General features: G+C 62.2%; 15 protein-coding genes. 2 read left to right on the top strand and 13 right to left on the bottom strand.

Annotated elements, in window-relative coordinates; all coding sequences use genetic code 11:
* Positions 1–43: 43 nt before the first annotated feature.
* From V6943_RS13395 to dksA, 12 genes are all read right to left on the bottom strand, one after another.
* Entirely contained in the window at positions 44–919 is an 876-nt protein-coding gene (locus tag V6943_RS13395; protein WP_340553934.1) for an oxygenase MpaB family protein, read from the bottom strand.
* A 116-nt stretch (positions 920–1,035) separates the two neighbouring features.
* On the bottom strand, positions 1,036–2,700 hold the full coding sequence (pgi, locus tag V6943_RS13400; protein WP_181100316.1) for a glucose-6-phosphate isomerase: 1,665 nt from the start codon (positions 2,698–2,700) through the stop codon (positions 1,036–1,038).
* 353 nt (positions 2,701–3,053) lie between these two features.
* The gene (panD, locus tag V6943_RS13405; RefSeq protein WP_003298244.1) at positions 3,054–3,434 is read right to left on the bottom strand and encodes an aspartate 1-decarboxylase; all 381 of its coding nucleotides are present in this window, start codon (positions 3,432–3,434) and stop codon (positions 3,054–3,056) included.
* A gap of 99 nt (positions 3,435–3,533) precedes the next feature.
* Positions 3,534–4,397, bottom strand: coding sequence for a pantoate--beta-alanine ligase (gene panC / locus V6943_RS13410; protein WP_340553936.1), 864 nt, complete (start codon positions 4,395–4,397; stop codon positions 3,534–3,536).
* A complete protein-coding gene (gene panB / locus V6943_RS13415; RefSeq protein WP_340553938.1) occupies positions 4,394–5,194 on the bottom strand; it encodes a 3-methyl-2-oxobutanoate hydroxymethyltransferase in 801 nt (266 codons plus the stop codon). The genes panC and panB overlap by 4 nt, the downstream gene beginning before the upstream one ends.
* A 166-nt stretch (positions 5,195–5,360) precedes the next feature.
* Entirely contained in the window at positions 5,361–5,855 is a 495-nt protein-coding gene (folK, locus tag V6943_RS13420) for a 2-amino-4-hydroxy-6-hydroxymethyldihydropteridine diphosphokinase (RefSeq protein ID WP_340553939.1), read from the bottom strand.
* Positions 5,855–7,255 carry a polynucleotide adenylyltransferase PcnB gene (locus V6943_RS13425; protein ID WP_340553941.1) on the bottom strand — a complete coding sequence of 467 codons (1,401 nt, stop codon included), beginning with the start codon at positions 7,253–7,255 and terminating at the stop codon, positions 5,855–5,857. The genes folK and V6943_RS13425 overlap by 1 nt, the downstream gene beginning before the upstream one ends.
* A gap of 652 nt (positions 7,256–7,907) precedes the next feature.
* Positions 7,908–9,326 carry a sigma-54-dependent transcriptional regulator gene (locus V6943_RS13430; RefSeq protein ID WP_181100326.1) on the bottom strand — a complete coding sequence of 473 codons (1,419 nt, stop codon included), beginning with the start codon at positions 9,324–9,326 and terminating at the stop codon, positions 7,908–7,910.
* A gap of 202 nt (positions 9,327–9,528) precedes the next feature.
* The gene (locus V6943_RS13435; protein ID WP_340553943.1) at positions 9,529–12,483 is read right to left on the bottom strand and encodes a sensor histidine kinase; all 2,955 of its coding nucleotides are present in this window, start codon (positions 12,481–12,483) and stop codon (positions 9,529–9,531) included.
* Positions 12,467–12,643, bottom strand: a complete 177-nt coding sequence (locus V6943_RS13440; protein ID WP_003095129.1) for a hypothetical protein — start codon at positions 12,641–12,643, stop codon at positions 12,467–12,469. Before V6943_RS13440 ends, V6943_RS13435 begins: the two co-directional genes overlap by 17 nt.
* A 112-nt stretch (positions 12,644–12,755) precedes the next feature.
* Entirely contained in the window at positions 12,756–13,658 is a 903-nt protein-coding gene (gene gluQRS, locus V6943_RS13445; protein ID WP_340553945.1) for a tRNA glutamyl-Q(34) synthetase GluQRS, read from the bottom strand.
* A gap of 92 nt (positions 13,659–13,750) precedes the next feature.
* Positions 13,751–14,194, bottom strand: a complete 444-nt coding sequence (gene dksA / locus V6943_RS13450; RefSeq protein WP_131650762.1) for an RNA polymerase-binding protein DksA — start codon at positions 14,192–14,194, stop codon at positions 13,751–13,753.
* Between the two features lie 193 nt (positions 14,195–14,387).
* On the opposite strand from dksA, the gene V6943_RS13455 reads away from it, so the two are divergent.
* The gene (locus V6943_RS13455) at positions 14,388–15,560 is read left to right on the top strand and encodes a pyridoxal phosphate-dependent aminotransferase (protein ID WP_340553946.1); all 1,173 of its coding nucleotides are present in this window, start codon (positions 14,388–14,390) and stop codon (positions 15,558–15,560) included.
* Positions 15,560–16,267 carry a DNA/RNA nuclease SfsA gene (sfsA, locus tag V6943_RS13460; protein WP_340553948.1) on the top strand — a complete coding sequence of 236 codons (708 nt, stop codon included), beginning with the start codon at positions 15,560–15,562 and terminating at the stop codon, positions 16,265–16,267. The genes V6943_RS13455 and sfsA overlap by 1 nt, the downstream gene beginning before the upstream one ends.
* A gap of 6 nt (positions 16,268–16,273) precedes the next feature.
* On the opposite strand, the gene V6943_RS13465 is transcribed toward sfsA, so the two are convergent.
* Entirely contained in the window at positions 16,274–17,593 is a 1,320-nt protein-coding gene (locus V6943_RS13465) for a PQQ-dependent sugar dehydrogenase (RefSeq protein WP_340553950.1), read from the bottom strand.
* Between the last annotated feature and the right edge of the window lie 19 nt (positions 17,594–17,612).

Below are 17,612 nucleotides of genomic sequence, written 5' to 3' on the forward strand. Positions count from 1 at the left end.
ATACCGCTTTGGGCGCCTCCAATTGCGGAACCTGCCGGTCACGTTAGCGGCTGGGCAGTCCCATGCGTCGGCGTGCCCGGTGTGCCGAACCGTTGCGCACGGCCCAGCGCAGCACTGGAGCGGTGCGTCTGACGCCGAACCGTATCAGCTGGCGCTGAGCCGGGCTCTGCTGCAGTCCGAGCATGGCGCTGGCCCAGTCCGGTAGCAGCTCGACTCCCGCCTGCATCATCAGGGCGCCGAATGGCCGGGCCAGCGCGCTGGGTGCCGGTGCGTCGAACAGCACGCGGAGAATCTCCCTCGAGCGCTCGTCGCACTGCAACTGCGGCTGTACCTCTTGCAGATACTCCGCAACCTGCTTTCTCGAGCGCGGCACTTGGCATGCGCCAAGAGACTCGGCGATCCGCGCGACCTCATCGTAATAGCGATCCTGATCATCGCCAGACAGCGAAGGGTTGAGGTAGCGCAGGTGCGCCTTGAGAAAGCTGCTGACCTCGGCTACGTGCACCCAGGTCAGCAGTTCGGGATCGTAGGCGGCGTAGGGGCGGCCATCGGCTGCATGACCCGTGACCTGCAGATGAATCGAGCGGACCCGCTCGATCAGCCGCTGTGCATCCGCCTGGCTGCCGAAGGTTGTCGCCGATATGAATTGCCCGGTACGCCGCAAACGACCGAGCAGGTCCTCGCGGAAGTTCGAATGATCCCAGACGCCGGCCAGCGCCAGCGGATGCAGGGCTTGCAGCAGCAACGCGGAAATGCCGCCGATCAGCATCGAAGTGAAGTCACCATGGACCCGCCAGCAGACCGAATCCGGGCCGAACAAGCCTGGGTCGCCCGGCGGCTGTTCATAGTCGACGCCGCCAATGGCCAGGCCGGTGAGGCTGAGCACCTGTGTTTCGATGCGATGGCGGATGAGTTCCATGACCGGCGTTTCTGCAGCGATTAGAGAGCCGGAATGTTACCCGATGGATGCCGTTACCGATTCAGGGCGAAGCGGGGCTCAACCGGACAGCGTTTGCCGCCCGGTTGCACGTAGGCTCAGCCGCGATGGCGACCGCGGAAGAAATCAATCAGGCCCTGGGTCGAGGCGTCTTCGGCTGGCGGTGCGTCGAAGCTGGTCATCTGACCGTACACGGCCTTGCCCAGATCCTTGCCCAGCTCCACGCCCCACTGGTCGAAAGAATTGATCCCCCAAATCACGCCTTGTACGAACACCTTGTGCTCGTAGAGCGCAATCAGCGCGCCGAGGCGGCCGGGGCTGATGGTCTCCATCACCACGGTATTGCTCGGGCGATTGCCTGGAATCACTTTGTGCGGCGCCAGGCGCTCAATCTCGGCTTCGCCAAGCCCCTTGGCCCGCAGCTCGGCTTCGGCTTCCTCGCGGGTCTTGCCGCGCATCAGCGCTTGGCTCTGCGACAGGCAGTTCGCATACAGCCACTCATGGTGGTCGGCCACCGGGTTGTGGCTGACCACGGGCACGATGAAGTCGGCCGGAATCAGTGGCGTGCCCTGGTGCAGCAGCTGGTGATAGGCGTGCTGGCCGTTGGCGCCGACGCCACCCCAGATCACCGGGCCGGTGCCGCAGGAGACCGGCGTACCGTCCTGGCGCACGCTCTTACCGTTGGACTCCATGTCCATCTGCTGCAGGTGTTTGACGAAGTTGCGCAGGTAATGGTCGTACGGCAGGAAGGCGTAGCTCTGCGCGCCCCAGAAGTTGTGGTACCAGACGCCAAGCATCGCCAGCAGCACCGGCATGTTGCTTTCGAACGGCTCGCTGAGGAAGTGACTATCCATGCTGTAAGCGCCGGACAGCAGATCCTTGAAGTTGGACATGCCGATGGCCAGCGCGATGGGCAGGCCGATGGCTGACCACAGCGAATAGCGCCCGCCGACCCAGTCCCACATAGGGAAGATGTTCTTTTCGCGGATGCCGAACTCAACGGCCGCCTTTTTGTTGCTGGTCACCGCGATGAAGTGGCGGTAGAGCTTCTCCTCTGTGCCGCCCTTGCCGAGATACCAGGTACGTGCGGCCTGTGCATTCTTCAGCGTCTCGAGCGTGCCGAAGGTCTTGCTGGAGATGATGAATAGTGTGGTTTCCACGTTCAGCTTGGCAGTCACTTCGCGGAATTCGCTGCCGTCGATGTTCGCCAGGTAATGCGTGCGCACGCCATGCTGAGTGAAGGGCAGCAGTGCCTCGGAAACCAGCTGCGGACCGAGGAACGAGCCTCCGATGCCAATGTTCACCACGTCGGTGATGGTCTTGTCGCTGAAGCCGCGCCAGAGATTGTTGTGGATGCGCGTAACGATGTCGGTCATCTGCGCCAGCGCGGCGTGCACGTCGCGCATGATGTTCTGCCCGTCGACCATCACTGAATCGCCCATCGGGCGGCGCAAGGCGGTGTGCAGGACCGGACGATTTTCCGAGGCGTTGATCCGCTCGCCTTCGAACATGGCGCGCGCGGCCTGCTCGACGCCGGCTTCACGGGCCAGGTTCACCAGCAGGGTGCGCGTCTCGGGTGTGATCAGGTTCTTCGAATAGTCGAGAAACAGGCCGCAGCAGGAAACCGACAGGTCATCGAAGCGTGTCGGGTCGGCCTTGAATGCGTCGCGCATGCTGAAGTTCTGCATGGCAAGGCGGTGTTCTTCCAAGGCCTTCCAGGACGACAGGCCGGTGGCATCGAGAGGGTGCTCGTAATAGCTCATGGTAGTGCGGCTTCCTTTGCTTGGCGGACTGTCTCGATTCTGCGCCGCCCCAGGTGTAGCCCTGGAGCTGCGGTTGGACAGTCATTCGATGATGCTGACACGCTGGCACTCATCCTGAATGCATCGGGCGCGTACCGCTTCGATTCAATGAAGCGAGGGTGGCGCATCCTGCGCCGCCGAGACAGTCTGACTGGGAAAAACGCCCGGCGTTCCGAATGCTCGCCGCGCCTGCTATCGATACCCGCCATAGCCCTCGATGACCATTACAGATTAGCGCGTCAGGGGGAACCCTCAGGGCACAAAAAAGCCCGCAACGCGAAGGGCGTGCGGGCTTTCGAACGACTCATTCGCAGTCAGGCGACCTGGACCGGAATGGCGTTGCTGGTGTGGCTGAGTTCGCCATCTGCGCCCATGTAGAGGACGTGTGGCTTGAAGCTGGCCAGCTCGGCTTCGCTGTAATGGGCGTAAGCGCAAATGATCAGGCGATGACCTACGCCGGCCTTGTGCGCGGCTGCGCCGTTGACGGAAATGATCTTCGAACCTTCTTCGCCGCGGATGGCGTAGGTGGTGAAGCGTTCGCCATTGTCGACGTTGTAAATCTGGATCTGCTCGTATTCGCGGATGCCGGCCAGGTCCAGCCAGTCGCCGTCGATGGCGCAGGAGCCTTCGTAATCAAGCACCGAGTGGGTTACCTGGGCGCGGTGCAATTTGGCCTTGAGCATGATGGCGTGCATGGCGGGTTCCTCCGGGTGCGCAAGCGGCGCAGAGTGTGCCCGAACCCACAAGTGTGATCAATACCGGGGGACGGGCAGGGTGGTGCCGATGGTCGGCGGTTATACCGATGCGGGTATGATATCGACCAGCAGGTTATCGATCAGACGGGTTTTGCCGAGAAATACCGCTGCGAGAATGATCAGTTCGCGTGTATTCGCTGTGGCTGGCTGCAGATCCGTCGCGTTGCGAATTTCCAGGTAGTCGGGACGTAAGCCGGCTGCCTGCAGTGCCTGTTGTCCCTCGGCCAGTAGCGTCTGGTAGTTGCGATGCCCGTTGCGAATCGCGTCTGCCAGCTGGTTCAGCGTGCGATACAGGGCTGGAGCGATGGCGCGTTCCTCGGTATTGAGGTAGCCGTTGCGCGAGGACAGTGCCAAGCCGTCTTCGGCACGCATGGTTGGCTGGCCAATGATCTGCACGGGCATGTTCAGGTCGCGAACCATGGTGCGGATCACCGCCAACTGCTGGAAGTCCTTCTGGCCGAACACGGCAAGATCGGGCAGTACCATGTTGAACAGCTTGCTGACGACGGTCGAGACACCATCGAAATGGCCGGGTCGGCTACCGCCACAGAGCCCTTCGGATACCCCCGGCACCCGCACGATGGTCTGCATCGACTGGCCGTGGGGATACATCTCCTCTACGCTGGGTGCGAACAGCAGATGGCAACCCGCCTCGAAGAGCTTTTCCTGGTCCGCCGTGAGCGTGCGCGGATAACTGGCCAGATCCTCGTTCGGGCCGAACTGCAACGGGTTGACGAAGATGCTGGCGACCACGAAATCCGCGCGCTGGCCGGCCTTCTTCACTAACGCGATATGTCCTGCGTGCAGGTTGCCCATGGTTGGCACGAAGCCGATGCGTTTGCCCTCGCCACGTGCGCGGGTCACCGCGGCGCGCAGGTCGGCGACGGTTTTCACCACGTTCATGACGAGAATCCGTGTTCGGCGGCTGGGAACTCCACGCTTTTCACCGCCTGGGCATAGGCAGCGATGGCGGATGTGATGTCGCCGTGTTCGCGCATGAAATTCTTCACGAATTTAGGCGCGCGTCCGCTGAGGGACAATCCGAGCATGTCGTGCAGGACCAGTACCTGACCATCGGTGGCGCTACCGGCGCCGATGCCGATCACTGGCACCGAAACCGCCTGGGTGATGCGGGCCGCCAGCTCGCTGGGCACGCACTCGAGCAGCAGCATGGCAGCGCCCGCCGCCTCGAGCGCCTTGGCGTCGGCAATCATCTGCAGCGCCTGGGCCTCTTGGCGGCCTTGCACCTTATAGCCGCCCAGTATGTTGACGGTCTGTGGCGTGAGACCCATGTGGGCGCAGACCGGGATGCCGCGTTCGGCCAGCAAACGGATGGATTCGGCCAGCCATGCCGCACCCTCGACCTTGACCATGTGCGCGCCGGCCCGCATCAGCGTGGCCGAGTTGTCCAGGGTCTGCTCGATGGTGGCGTTGGCCATGAACGGCAGATCGGCGACGATCATCGCGCCACGGTTGCCACGTTTGACGCAGGCGGTGTGGTAGGCCATCTCTTCAATGGACACCGGCAAGGTGCTGTCGTGACCTTGCAGGACCATACCCAGCGAATCGCCGATCAGCAGCATCTCGACTCCCGCTTCGCACGAGGTCTTGGCGAAGGTGGCGTCATAGCAGGTGAGCATGACGATCTTCTCGCCTTTCTGCTTGAGGCCTTGCAGGGTGGTCAGGGTTACGTCTGGCATGAATGCCGTCCTCCTAGAGCCTCTGAGGGATCACGGTAGTCGGAGCGTCACCGATGGGCAGGATTACCAATTCGATGCGTGCCGGCAGAGGGCGCTTATAGTCCTGATGGCGGCGAGCTAAGTCAATCGTGAGTGTTACCCACACGTTACATCTGTTACCGGTGGGTTACAGCGGTTCGTCGAGGCGTTCGAGGCCTTCGAATGAGCAGGCTGCCAGCAGATCGGCTAGGTTGCGTCCATCTGGAAGCTGCAGATGCTGCGGTGCAATTTCGGCGAGTGGATAGAGCACGAAGGCTCGGGCATGCAGATGATAATGCGGGACGGTCAGGCGCGGCTCGTCGAGTAACCGATCGCCGAACAGCAGGATGTCGAGGTCCAGTGTTCGCGGTCCCCAGCGCTCTGCCTTGCGCTCGCGTCCCTGAGCCTTTTCGATGGATTGCAGCGCGTCGAGCAGATCCAACGGGGCCAGCAAGGTGTCGAGCGCGGCGACGGCATTGTTGTAGCGCGGCTGATCCGGTGGGCCGAGCGGGTCGCTGGCGTATAGCGAAGACACCGCAACGAGCCGAGACGAGGGGGCGGCCGCCAATGCCTTGAGCGCACCGCGCAACTGCTCGCGTGGTTCGGCCAGATTGCTGCCCAGGCCGATATAAACCCGTTCCATTATTCGTCGGAGGTCGGTGCGCTTTCGTTCGGGCCGCGCTTGCGTCGACTGCCGCTACGGCGCCGTTTGCGCGGCGCTCCGCTGGCGTTGTCCTTGCTGCTGAGGCCGCGAATCATGTTGCGACGCTCGCTTTCACTGGCCTCTTGGTAGTCGGTCCACCATTCGCCCAAACCATCGGTCTGCTCGCCGGCACTCTCGCGCAGCAGGAGGAAATCGTAGCCCGCACGAAAGCGCGGATTGTCCAGGAGTTGATCGGCGCGACGCCCCTGGCGCCGCGGCAGACGCTCCTGCATGTCCCAGATTTCCCGCATCGGCATGGTGAAACGTTTGGGTATGGCGGTGCGCTGGCACTGTTCCCAGATCAGCTCATGCGCGGCATCCTGCATCGCCGGTATGGGCGGCAATCCTCTGGCTTGCGCTTCGGCGACGCGCGCCGGCAGAGCCGGCCAGAGCAGGGCGGCGAACAGGAACGCGGGAGTGACGGGCTTGCCCTGAGCAATGCGCTGATCGGTATTGGCCAGCGCGTTGCGGATCAGCGTTTCGGTGTACTCGGGATTGTCTTCCAGCGCCTCGGCGCTGGCCGGGAATAGCGGCGCGAAAAGGTCATGCTCCAGCAGCAAGTCGAAGGTGCGCTCGGCCTTGCCGCTGAGGAACAGCTTGATGATTTCGTCGAACAGGCGGGCTGAGGGCACATCGTTCAGCAGATCGGCCAGATCGGCAATGGGTTCGGCGCTGTGCTGCTCGATCTCGAAGTCCAGTTTGGCGGCGAAGCGGACCGCTCGCAGCATGCGCACCGGATCTTCCTGATAACGCTGCTCGGGGTCGCCGATCAGGCGGATCAGCCTATTTCGAATGTCATGTACGCCATGGGTATGGTCGAGGATGCGCTCGGTCGAGGGGTCGTAATACAGCGCGTTGATCGTGAAGTCGCGACGCTGGGCATCGTCTTCCAAGCTGCCATAGACGTTGTCGCGCAGGATGCGGCCGCTTTCGTTGCGCGAAGCCAGGTGGCTGGCCTCGTCGTCATCCTCCTCCGGATGATTGGCGCGGAAGGTGGCGACCTCGATGATCTCGCGTCCGAAATGCACGTGGACCAGCTTGAAACGTCGACCAATGACCCGAGCGTTACGAAATTCGGCGCGTACTTGCTCAGGCGTGGCGCTGGTGGCGACGTCGTAGTCCTTTGGGTCCAGATCCAGCAGCAGATCGCGGACACAACCGCCCACGACATAAGCCTCGTACCCGGCATGCTGAAGCCGCTCGACCACGCTGACGGCATGTCGGCTCAGATCATTGCGGTGCAGCGAGTGCTGCCGGCTGGACAGTATTTCGGGTGTGCGACGGGGATGCGGCAAACGGCGCAGGGGCAAACGAAAAGACTGGAACAGCTTTTTCAGCATGGGAGGCACTGTGTGGCGAAAGGACTGAGTGGCGAGGCGAATGGCCACGAACGAGCGTGGATTCTAGCACCGGGAGCCGGGATGGTGAACGAAGCGCGGGGAGGTGTCAAAAATGGCCGGGGCCAGAGAGCACTAAGGGGAGCCGAAGCTCCCCTTTTAAATGATGTCGCGTGCTTTGTTGTTATTAGTATTTCGGGCGTGTTGTTTTTGTTTGATCACCCGTTCCTTTCAGCTATCGCTTCCAGGAATGCTCCTACATTGGGAGCAAAGAGCAAACGGATTGCTTTGGTCGCTGACTTGCCATTGATCATATGATCCAACCAGTTCAGGCTCTGCTTATGCAGTTTTTGTTGTTCTCAGCCTGGTTGTGGGGCAAAACCCCATTTGACAGTTCCTCTCCAAAAGAATCAGTTAGCTACGCCTCCGCCTTCTTGTATTTATTCTGCTAGAGCCGGTACGTCTTGTTCTTATTGTGGGTCTGCTTGTTATTGTTGTTGTGCCAGATATAAAGCATTTGCTGTGCCAGTTTTTGAAAGTCCTTATAAAACAGCTGGTTAGCTTTTTTCATCGTCTTTTCGGCCTACAAAAAACCGGGTTCCCGTTACCGATGAACCCGGTTTCTGTTACGTCTCGATGGGGTGGGTAACAACCGCTACCCGGTGGCGCTCGATTTGCGTCGCGGGATTCCCAGACGCTGGCGACGCTCCCATAAGCATTTCCGGCTGATGCCCAGCTTGCGGGCAAGTTCGGTCTCGGTCATGTGATCCTGATGCTCGAGCACGAAATGCTGGAAGTAGTCTTCCAGGGAAAGGTCCTCGGTCGGCTCGTTGTTGGTCGAGACGGCGCCGCCCAGCGGAGCGCAGGGCTCATCGAAGTCGTCGTCGAGAGCGTCGAATTCGATGTCGATGCCCAGCAGCTCCGCGCTGATTTCCTCGCTCTCGCTGAGGATAGCGGCGCGCTCGATGGCATTCTCCAGTTCCCGCACGTTGCCCGGCCAGGTGTAATGCCGTACCGCCTGCTCCGCCTCGCGGGAAAAGTGCATCTCATCGGAACCCATGCGTTCGCTCTGCCGCGCCAGAAACGCCTTGGCGATTTCCAGGACGTCGGCGCCGCGCTCGCGCAGGGGCGGCAATTTCAACGCGATGACATGCAGCCGGTAATAAAGGTCTTCGCGAAACTGGCCGTTCTTGGCCAGCGTTTTCAGGTCGCGGTGGGTCGCTGCGATCAGGCGTACGTCGACCTTTTGCGACTGGGTAGAGCCGACTCGACGGATCTCACCTTCCTGTAACACGCGTAACAGTCGCGCTTGTGCTTCCAGCGGCAGCTCGCCGATCTCGTCGAGGAACAACGTGCCGCCATCGGCCGCTTCCACCAGGCCGGCGCGACCGGCACTGGCACCGGTGAATGCACCTTTCTCATGGCCGAAGAGTTCGGATTCGATCAGGGTTTCAGGAATGGCGGCGCAGTTGACCGAGATCATCGGGGCCTTGGCGCGGCGGGAAAGATTGTGCAGCGCGCGTGCGACGAGCTCCTTGCCGGTGCCCGATTCACCCTGGATCAGCACGTTGGAATCGGTTGGTGCGACCTTGCGAATCTTGCTGAACAGATCCTGCATCGGGCCGCAGCGGCCAATGATGCCGATCTCGCCGTTACCGGAGCCGCTATCTGTTACCGGGCCCGCGGCGCTGCGCGAGGCGGCAGCCGGAGCGGTGGCTGCCTGCTGTCGATCGTGGAGGATGCGAGCTACGGTCTGCAGCATTTCGTCGTGATCGAAAGGCTTGGCGATGTAGTCCACCGCGCCCATCTTCATCGAGTCTACCGCGGAGCGCAGGCTCGCGTAGCTGGTCATGATCAGCACCGGAGTGCCTTCGGCGAGCTTGATCAGCTCGGTGCCGGGCGCGCCGGGCAGGCGCAGATCACTGACGATGAGGTCGAAACCCGGAATGCTGTAGCGCTCCTGCGCTTCCTGCACCGATCCGGCTTCGCTGACTTCGTACTGGTTGCGTTCGAGGAGTCGGCGCAAGGCGGAGCGGATAATGGTTTCGTCTTCGACGATCAGAATATGTGACATCAGTACTCTCTCGACGGTCTGAAAGCGGCTGCAGCTCGGTAGGAAAGGGCGCGTCGCGGAGCCTGTTCCGCAGCCTGTGCAAGCGGTCGCGATGGGGCGGGGCCTGCCGCCGGGCTGGAGGCCACTTTCGCAAGCCCCGACTCGGCCGGTTCCCCGCTGAGTTGTACATGGCAGCTATGCCTGAACAACGCCCATCGCCTCGTCAATCAACGGTATCGTTCGTCCCGACATATCGCGGCAGGGTAATGCGGAAACGAGTTCCGCGTTGGGTTTCAGCATTTGCCGGACTGTCGATGTTGATCTGCCCATAATGCTCTTCCACGATCGAATAGACCAGCGCGAGGCCCAGTCCAGTGCCTTCGCCTGGATCCTTGGTAGTGAAGAACGGCTCGAAAAGACGGTCCAGAATCGATTGCGGAATACCGCTGCCTTCGTCTTCGACGATGAGGTAGACGGTCTGCTCGGACACCTCGCTGCGGACCCGGATCGCGTCGCCGGGCTCCGATGCATCGCGAGCATTGGATAGCAGGTTGATCAATACCTGAGCGAGACGCTGAGGGTCGCCTTCGGCCAGATGCTCGGGGTCGCACAGGTTGAAAAAGCGCACCTCGGTTCCGTGGCGGTTGAGCGACAGCAGAGCGATCGCATCCTGCGCCACTTCCGCGAGGCTGACCGGATAAAAATCCTGCTGCCTGCCGCCAGCGTGGGCAAAACTCATCAGCGACTGGACGATGCGCGAAACGCGCTTGGTCTGCTCGACGATCTGGTTGCTGATTTCGCTGATCTCATGATCGGCTTCGCGCTCCTCGCGCAGATTCTGCGCCAGGCAGGCGATGCCGGTGATCGGGTTACCGATTTCATGGGCGACGCCGGCTGCCAGGCGCCCGATGCTGGCCAGGCGTTCGGAGTGCACCAAGCGGTCTTCCAGCTGCTGGGTTTCGGTGAGGTCTTCGATCAGCAGGACCAGGCCGCTGTTGCCGGGCGCCAGCGGCTCGGCGATGGCAGCCTTGTGCAGGTTCAGGCAGCGGCTGTGGCCGTCCAGTTGCAGTCTTTGCTTATGCAGGTGCTCGTCGCTCTGTCCGATGAAATCCATCAGCAGGCTCTGCCAGGGTTCGGCGATGGTCGACAGGCGCGAGCCGACCACTTGCAGCGCCGGAATCTCGGTAAGTTCCTCCAGCGCACGGTTCCACATCAGGATTTCCTGGTCCTTGGCCAATGAGCAAACGCCCATGGGCAGCTCTTGCAGGGTCTGGCGGTGATAGCGGCGCAGCGCATCGAGCTCCGCGGCGAGGCCGGTGAGGCGCGAGTGATAATCCTCAAGGCGGCTTTCGATGAAGTGGATGTCTTCGGTAACGTAGCCGCTCGCGCCGTTCTTGTAGGAGAGGAAATTCTCGACGATATCTTGAGCAACGCTCGGTCCCATCAGCCCGGACAGGTTCGCCTCGATGCGATCGCGCAGCCGACGCAAGGCGTAAGGACGGTGTTCGTCGAACGGCAGCTGCAAATCTCTCAGCGCCTGCTCCACCTCGCGCTGTGCGGTCTTGGCGCCCAGTGGCTTGGCGAGTTGCGTGGCGAATTCTTGTGGCGAGGCTGCGGCCAGTTCGCGTCGCTGTGGCCGGCGCACGTTCTCGACGGCGCAGGCTTCCGCCGCGGCCTGTTCCTCGGCGCTGGTCTCGGTGAAGATCGAGAACAGCGAGAAAGCCAGCACGTTGACCGCCAGCGAGGCGATCGCCGCCAGGTGCCAGCTGGTGTCGTCGAGCACGTAGACGACGTTGAACAGCGGGATGTAGATGCCATCCAGATTGCCTACCAGTGGCAGCAGCATGGTCAGCACCCAGACCGCGATGCCGGCCAGCAGCCCGACGATATAACCGCGGCGATTGGCGGTCGGCCAGTAGAGCACCGAGAGCACGCCCGGCAGGAACTGCAGCGTGGCGACGAAGGCGACGATTCCCAGGTTGGACAGGTCCTGCTCGGCGCCGAGCAGGAGATAGAAGCCGTAACCGGCCATGATGATTGCCAGGATCAGGCTGCGTCGGGTCCATTTCAGCCAGCGATAGATGTTGCCTTCGGTAGGCGGCTGGTACAGCGGCAACACCAGATGGTTGAGCGCCATCCCCGACAGCGCCAGGGTGCTGACGATGATCAGCCCGCTGGATGCCGAAAGGCCTCCGACGAAGGCCACCAGCGTCAGCATTTCGCTCTGCGCGCTGATGCCGAGGCCCAAGGTGAAGTATTCCGGGTTGGTGCTGACGCCGAGTTTGAGGCCAGCCCAGAGAATCAGCGGCACGGCTAGGCTCATCAGCAACAGATACAACGGCAGGCCCCAGCTGGCGCTCACCAGCGCCCGGGGATTGAGGTTCTCCGTGAACGTCATGTGGTACATGTGCGGCATGACGATGGCCGAGGCGAAGAACACCAGTAATAGTGTGCGCCAAGGGCCTTCCTGTAGCGGGGTATGCAAGGCCTGCAGCGCCGACTGATTCTGCAGCAGCCAGATCTCCAGTTGATGCGGGCCACCAAACACGACATATAGCGCGTACAGGCCGATGGCGCCGAAGGTCAGCAGTTTAACCACCGACTCGAAGGCGATGGCGAACACCAGTCCCTCGTGCTTCTCGCGCGTCGCGATATGCCGGGCGCCGAAGAGGATGGTGAACAGCATGATCATCACGCAATAACCCAGCGCCACCCGTTCCTGCAATGGCTCCAGCGTGAGAATGCCGATGGCATCGGCCACCGCCTGAATTTGCAAGGCCAGCAGCGGCAGCATGCCGACCAGCATGACGATGGTGGTCAGCGCGCCGGCCCAAGTGCTGCGAAAACGGAAGGCGAACAGGTCCGCCAGCGAGGCCAGCTGGTAGGTGCGGGTGATGCGCAGGATTGGATAGAGCAGCACCGGCGCCAGCAAAAAGGCGCCGCAGACACCTAAATAGGTGGCAAGAAATCCGTAGCCGTACTGATAGGCCAGGCCGACCGTGCCGTAGAACGCCCAGGCGCTGGCATAGACGCCCAGCGACAGGGTGTAGGTCAGCGGGTGGCGGATCACCCAGCGCGGAATCAGCCCGCGCTCGCTGACCCAGGCGACCCCGAACAGCACCAACAGATAGGCGACGCTGATCAGGATCAGATGGCTGAGGCTAAAGCTCGTCTGCATCGCGCTGGCTCTGAAGGATGAAGGTCACCACGATGAGGATCAGCCACAACAGATAAGGCCGATACCAGGCGCCGTTGGGGTCGATCCACCAGTCCATGATCGCGGGGGAGAATAGATAGATCCCCACCACCAGGAGCAGCACCAGTCGGTAGATGTACATGCTGGAACTCGTGTCGGAAGTGGGGGGATGGTAAAGGAAGCAGCTGGAAGCTTGAAGCCGAAAGCTTGAAGCCATAGCGCGGCGATTCTCACACTTGGATTAGCTTCCAGCTTTAGACCAATTGCGCCTCGGCCAGCGTCAGTGTGCGCGGGATGAGGTCGGCATCCCAGCGCGGGACCGCCCAGGCGAGGACTTCGCCGGGCAGGGCGTCGTTCAGTTCTGGGGCGGTTGGTTGGCCGAGGGCGCGCAATGCGCGGAGCAGCAGCGGGGTTGCTTGCTCGGGTTGCAGGGGCGGTGAGCGGTAGCTTTTGCCCAGCTTGTGCCCGTCCGGCTGAATGATCAGCGGCACATGCAGATAGCGTGGCTGCGGCAGGCCGAGCAGTTCTTGCAGGTACAGCTGGCGCGGCGTGGAATCGAGCAGATCGGCACCGCGCACCACGTCGGTCACGCCCTGCCAGGCATCGTCCAATACCACGGCCAATTGATAGGCGAACAAGCCGTCGCGGCGACGAATGACGAAGTCGCCGACCTCGCGTCCCAGGTGCTGGCCGAATTTGCCCTGTACGCGGTCGGTGAAGCGATATTCCAGGTTCGGCACGCGCAGGCGAATCGCGGCGTTTTCCAAGGGCTGGCCCGCGTCGCGGCAGAAGCCAGGATAGGGCCCTGGATAGGCTTCGAGCTGCTTGCGCGAGCAAAGGCACGGGTAGGCCAGGCCCTCGCGCAGCAGCCGTTCGATCATTTCCTCATACACCGCATGGCGCTTGCTCTGGCGCTGCATGGAGCCATCCCACTCGAAACCGTAGGCTTCCAGCGCCTGCACGATGGCGTCCTGCGCGCCGGGCATCTCCCGTGGCGGATCGAGGTCTTCCATGCGCAGCAGCCAGCGGCCGCCCACGGCACGGGCATCGAGGTAGGAGGCGAGTGCGGCAATCAGCGAGCCGAAGTGCAGGTAGCCGCTGGGTGTCGGGGCAAAGCGTCCAATGTAGTTGGATGTCGAGGGCAGGGGAGAAGGCATGGGCCGGCTCGGGTGGTGGATCAGCGAGGCGGGATACTGCGCAGACGCGCGAGGTGGAAATGAAGCGGGGCGCCGAAGCGCCCCGTTCGGGATCAGGAACCGATCTGCTTTTCCTTGATCTCCGCCAGCGTCTTGCAGTCGATGCACAGCGTGGCAGTAGGGCGGGCTTCCAGACGGCGGATGCCGATCTCGACGCCGCAAGAGTCACACCAGCCGTATTCGTTGTCTTCGATCAGCTGCAGCGTCTCGTCGATCTTCTTGATCAGCTTGCGCTCACGATCGCGTGCGCGCAGTTCGAGGCTGAACTCTTCTTCCTGGCTGGCGCGGTCGGCTGGGTCGGGGAAGTTGGCCGCTTCGTCCTGCATGTGGTGCACGGTGCGATCGACTTCCTCCATCAGCTCCTGCTTCCACTTGTTGAGAATGCCGGTGAAGTGAGCGCGCATGTCGTCGCTCATGTACTCCTCACCCTTGGATTCCTTGTAGGGCACGAAGGCGCGAATCAATTGGTTGTTGGGTGTTGTTTTGGTAATGGGCATGGATGAACGCCTCTCGCTATGTCCATTGCGCAGGATAATGAAATCCCTCTGCCGGCCCGTGCCGGCCCTGCGGCTGCAAGCGGGCGAACTTACCAGATCGTATCGGGGTGCGCTACTCCCGAGTATCACGGTGGCTGCGGTGTCAGAGGGACCTTCGGTAGAATTCACGTTTTGTACTCTTCAGGACGGTCAGATGACCTCGTCATATAGCGCTCGTAGTCGTGCAATCGAACCCTTTCATGTCATGGCACTGCTGGCGCGAGCCAACGAGTTGCAGGCGCTGGGCCGTGACGTCATTCACCTGGAAATCGGCGAGCCGGATTTCACCACCGCTGCGCCCATCGTCGCGGCCGGTCAGGCTGCCTTGGCGGCCGGCCATACCCGTTATACCGCTGCCCGAGGGTTGCCACAGTTGCGCGAGGCGATTGCCGGTTTCTACAAGCAGCGCTATCAACTGTCTATTGACCCCGAACGCGTGCTGATTACTCCCGGCGGATCGGGTGCGTTGCTGCTTGCCAGCAGCCTGCTGGTCGATCCGGGCAAGCATTGGCTGCTTGCCGACCCCGGCTACCCCTGCAATCGACATTTTCTGCGCCTGATCGAAGGCGCCGCGCAACTGGTGCCGGTGGGCGCCGATGTCCGCTATCAGCTGACGCCCGATCTGGTCGAGCGCCATTGGGACCAGGATAGCGTTGGCGCCCTGGTCGCCTCACCGGCCAATCCCACCGGAACGCTGCTCAACCGGGACGAATTGGCGGGCCTATCTGCGGCGCTGAAGGCGCGGGGCGGGCATCTGGTGGTGGACGAGATCTACCACGGCCTCACTTACGGCACCGACGCCGCCAGCGTGCTGGAGGTGGATGACGAAGCCTTCGTGCTGAACAGCTTTTCCAAGTATTTCGGCATGACCGGCTGGCGCCTGGGCTGGCTGGTGGCACCGGAAGCTGCCGTGCCCGAACTGGAAAAGCTGGCGCAGAACCTCTACATCAGCGCACCGACAATGGCTCAGCATGCGGCGCTGGCCTGCTTCGAGCCGGCCACGCTGGAAATCCTCGAAGCGCGCCGCGCCGAGTTCGCCAGACGTCGCGATTTCTTGCTTCCGGCCCTGCGTGAGCTGGGTTTCGGCATCGCCGTGGAGCCCGAGGGTGCTTTCTATCTATATGCCGATATCAGCGCTTTTGGCGGCGATGCCTTCGCCTTCTGCCAGCACATGCTGGAAACCGAGTTCGTCGCGATCACGCCGGGTCTCGATTTCGGTCGTTATCAGGCCGGGCATCATGTGCGCTTCGCCTATACCCAGGATCTGCCGCAGCTGGAAGCGGCGGTCGAACGTATCGCTCGTGGCCTGCAGAGCTGGCAAGGCTGATGCGCTTCGCTACGCCCCTGGAAACGGGCCGGCTGGTCCGGCGCTACAAGCGCTTCCTCGCCGATATCGTCACCGATGCCGGCGAGCATCTATGCATTCACTGCCCCAACACCGGTTCGATGCTCAACTGCATGGGTGAGGGCGCGCGTGTCTGGTTTCAGCGCAGTAGCGATCCCAAGCGCAAGCTGCCGGGCACCTGGGAGTTGGTGGAAACGCCGCAGGGGCGGCTGGCCTGCGTGAATACAGCGCGCGCCAATCGGTTGGTGGAAGAGGCTCTGTTGGCCGGCGTGATCGAGGAATTGGCGGGTTTCACCGCGCTCAGGCGTGAAGTTGCCTACGGCATTGAAAACAGTCGGGTGGATTTCCGGCTGGATTATCCGGCGGGACCGGCGTTCGTTGAGGTCAAGAGCGTCACCCTTGGTTTTGGCGATACGGCGGTGGCGGCCTTCCCCGATGCGGTAACCACTCGCGGCGCACGCCATCTGCGCGAGCTGGCTGCGCTGGCACGTGACGGTATACGCGCGGTGCAGTTGTATTGCGTGAACCTGTCAGGCATCGAGGCGGTCCGCCCGGCGAGCGAAATCGACCCGCTGTATGCCGCCGCGTTGCGCGATGCGGTGGCAGCCGGCGTCGAGGTACTGGCCTACGGCGTCGAGCTTTCGCCCGAAGAAATTAGCCTGTCGCGCCGGCTCCCGGTGATTCTGTGAATTCTCTCAGTCATCGTTTGGCGTCACGCGCCAGATGATGTCACCGACGTCATCGGCCACCAGCAGTGCGCCAGTCTTATCGACGGCTACACCCACCGGACGGCCCAAGGCTTCCTCGTCGGCGCTGAGAAAGCCGGTAAGGATGTCCTCGGCCGCGCCGTCCGGTTTGCCATTGTTGAACGGCACGAACACCACCTTGTAACCACTGCGTGGATTGCGATTCCAGGAACCGTGCTGGCCGATGAAGGCGCCGTGTCGGTAGCGCTCCGGCAGAAGGGAGCCTTCGTAGAACGTCAGCCCCATCGAAGAGGTATGGGCGCCCAAGGCGTAATCGGGAACGATGGCTTTTGCCACCCGATCCGGCCGTGGTGGCTGGGCGCGCTCGTCGACATGCTGACCGAAGTAGCTGTAGGGCCAGCCATAGAACCCGCCGTCCTGCACCGAAGTCATGTAATCGGGCACCAGATCGCTACCAATCTGGTCGCGCTCGTTGACCGTCGTCCAAAGCCCGCCGCTGTCCGGTTGCCAGGCCAGACCATTGGGATTGCGCAGGCCCGAGGCGAACAGGCGCAGGGTCTTTTTCTGCGGATCGACTTCCAGGATGGCGGCGCGGTTTTCCTCGGCCTCGATCCCGTTTTCCGCGATGTTGCTGTTGGAACCGCTGGTGACATAAAGACGCGAACCGTCCTGGCTGGCGATCACGTTCTTGGTCCAGTGATGGTTGATCGGCCCGGCGGGCAGGTCGACGACTTTCTCGCTTTCGCTGTCGATACGGATGGCGCTCTCTTCATAGGGGAAGCGCACCAGCGCATCGGTGTTGGCGACATAGAGCTGATCACCCACCAGCGCCATGCCGAACGGTGAATTCAATCCTTCGAGGAACACGCTACGTTTTTCCGGCGTGCCGTCTCCATCGGCGTCGCGCAGCAGGGTGATGCGGTTGGCGCTCTGGCCGCCGGAGCCGGCTCGGGCCATGACCTTCTTCGTGATCCAGCCGCGCAGGCCCTTGTTGCCTTCCGGTTTTGCCGGCGCGTCGCTTTCGGCCACCAGTACGTCGCCGTTGGGCAAGACATAAAGCCAGCGTGGATGATCCAGATCCCGCGCGAAGGCTTCGACCCGTAGGCCGGGCGCCGCTTGCGGCTTCGCTTCATCAGGCCAGCCGGTAGCCTTGGCGATCTTGACGGTGGGTATCAGTGATTCGTTCGGCTCCGGAAGGACCGGGTCCGGCCCGTAACCCGACTCCACAGGAACCGTTGCGGTATCGCCGCAGCCAGCAAGGATGAGCAGCAAGGTGACGGCGACAGGGTAGGCGTAGCGGCTTGGCATGGCGGTATCTGCTTGTGTG

Origin of the sequence: Pseudomonas sp. CBC3 (assembly GCF_037967085.1) — a bacterium.
Lineage (GTDB): Bacteria > Pseudomonadota > Gammaproteobacteria > Pseudomonadales > Pseudomonadaceae > Stutzerimonas.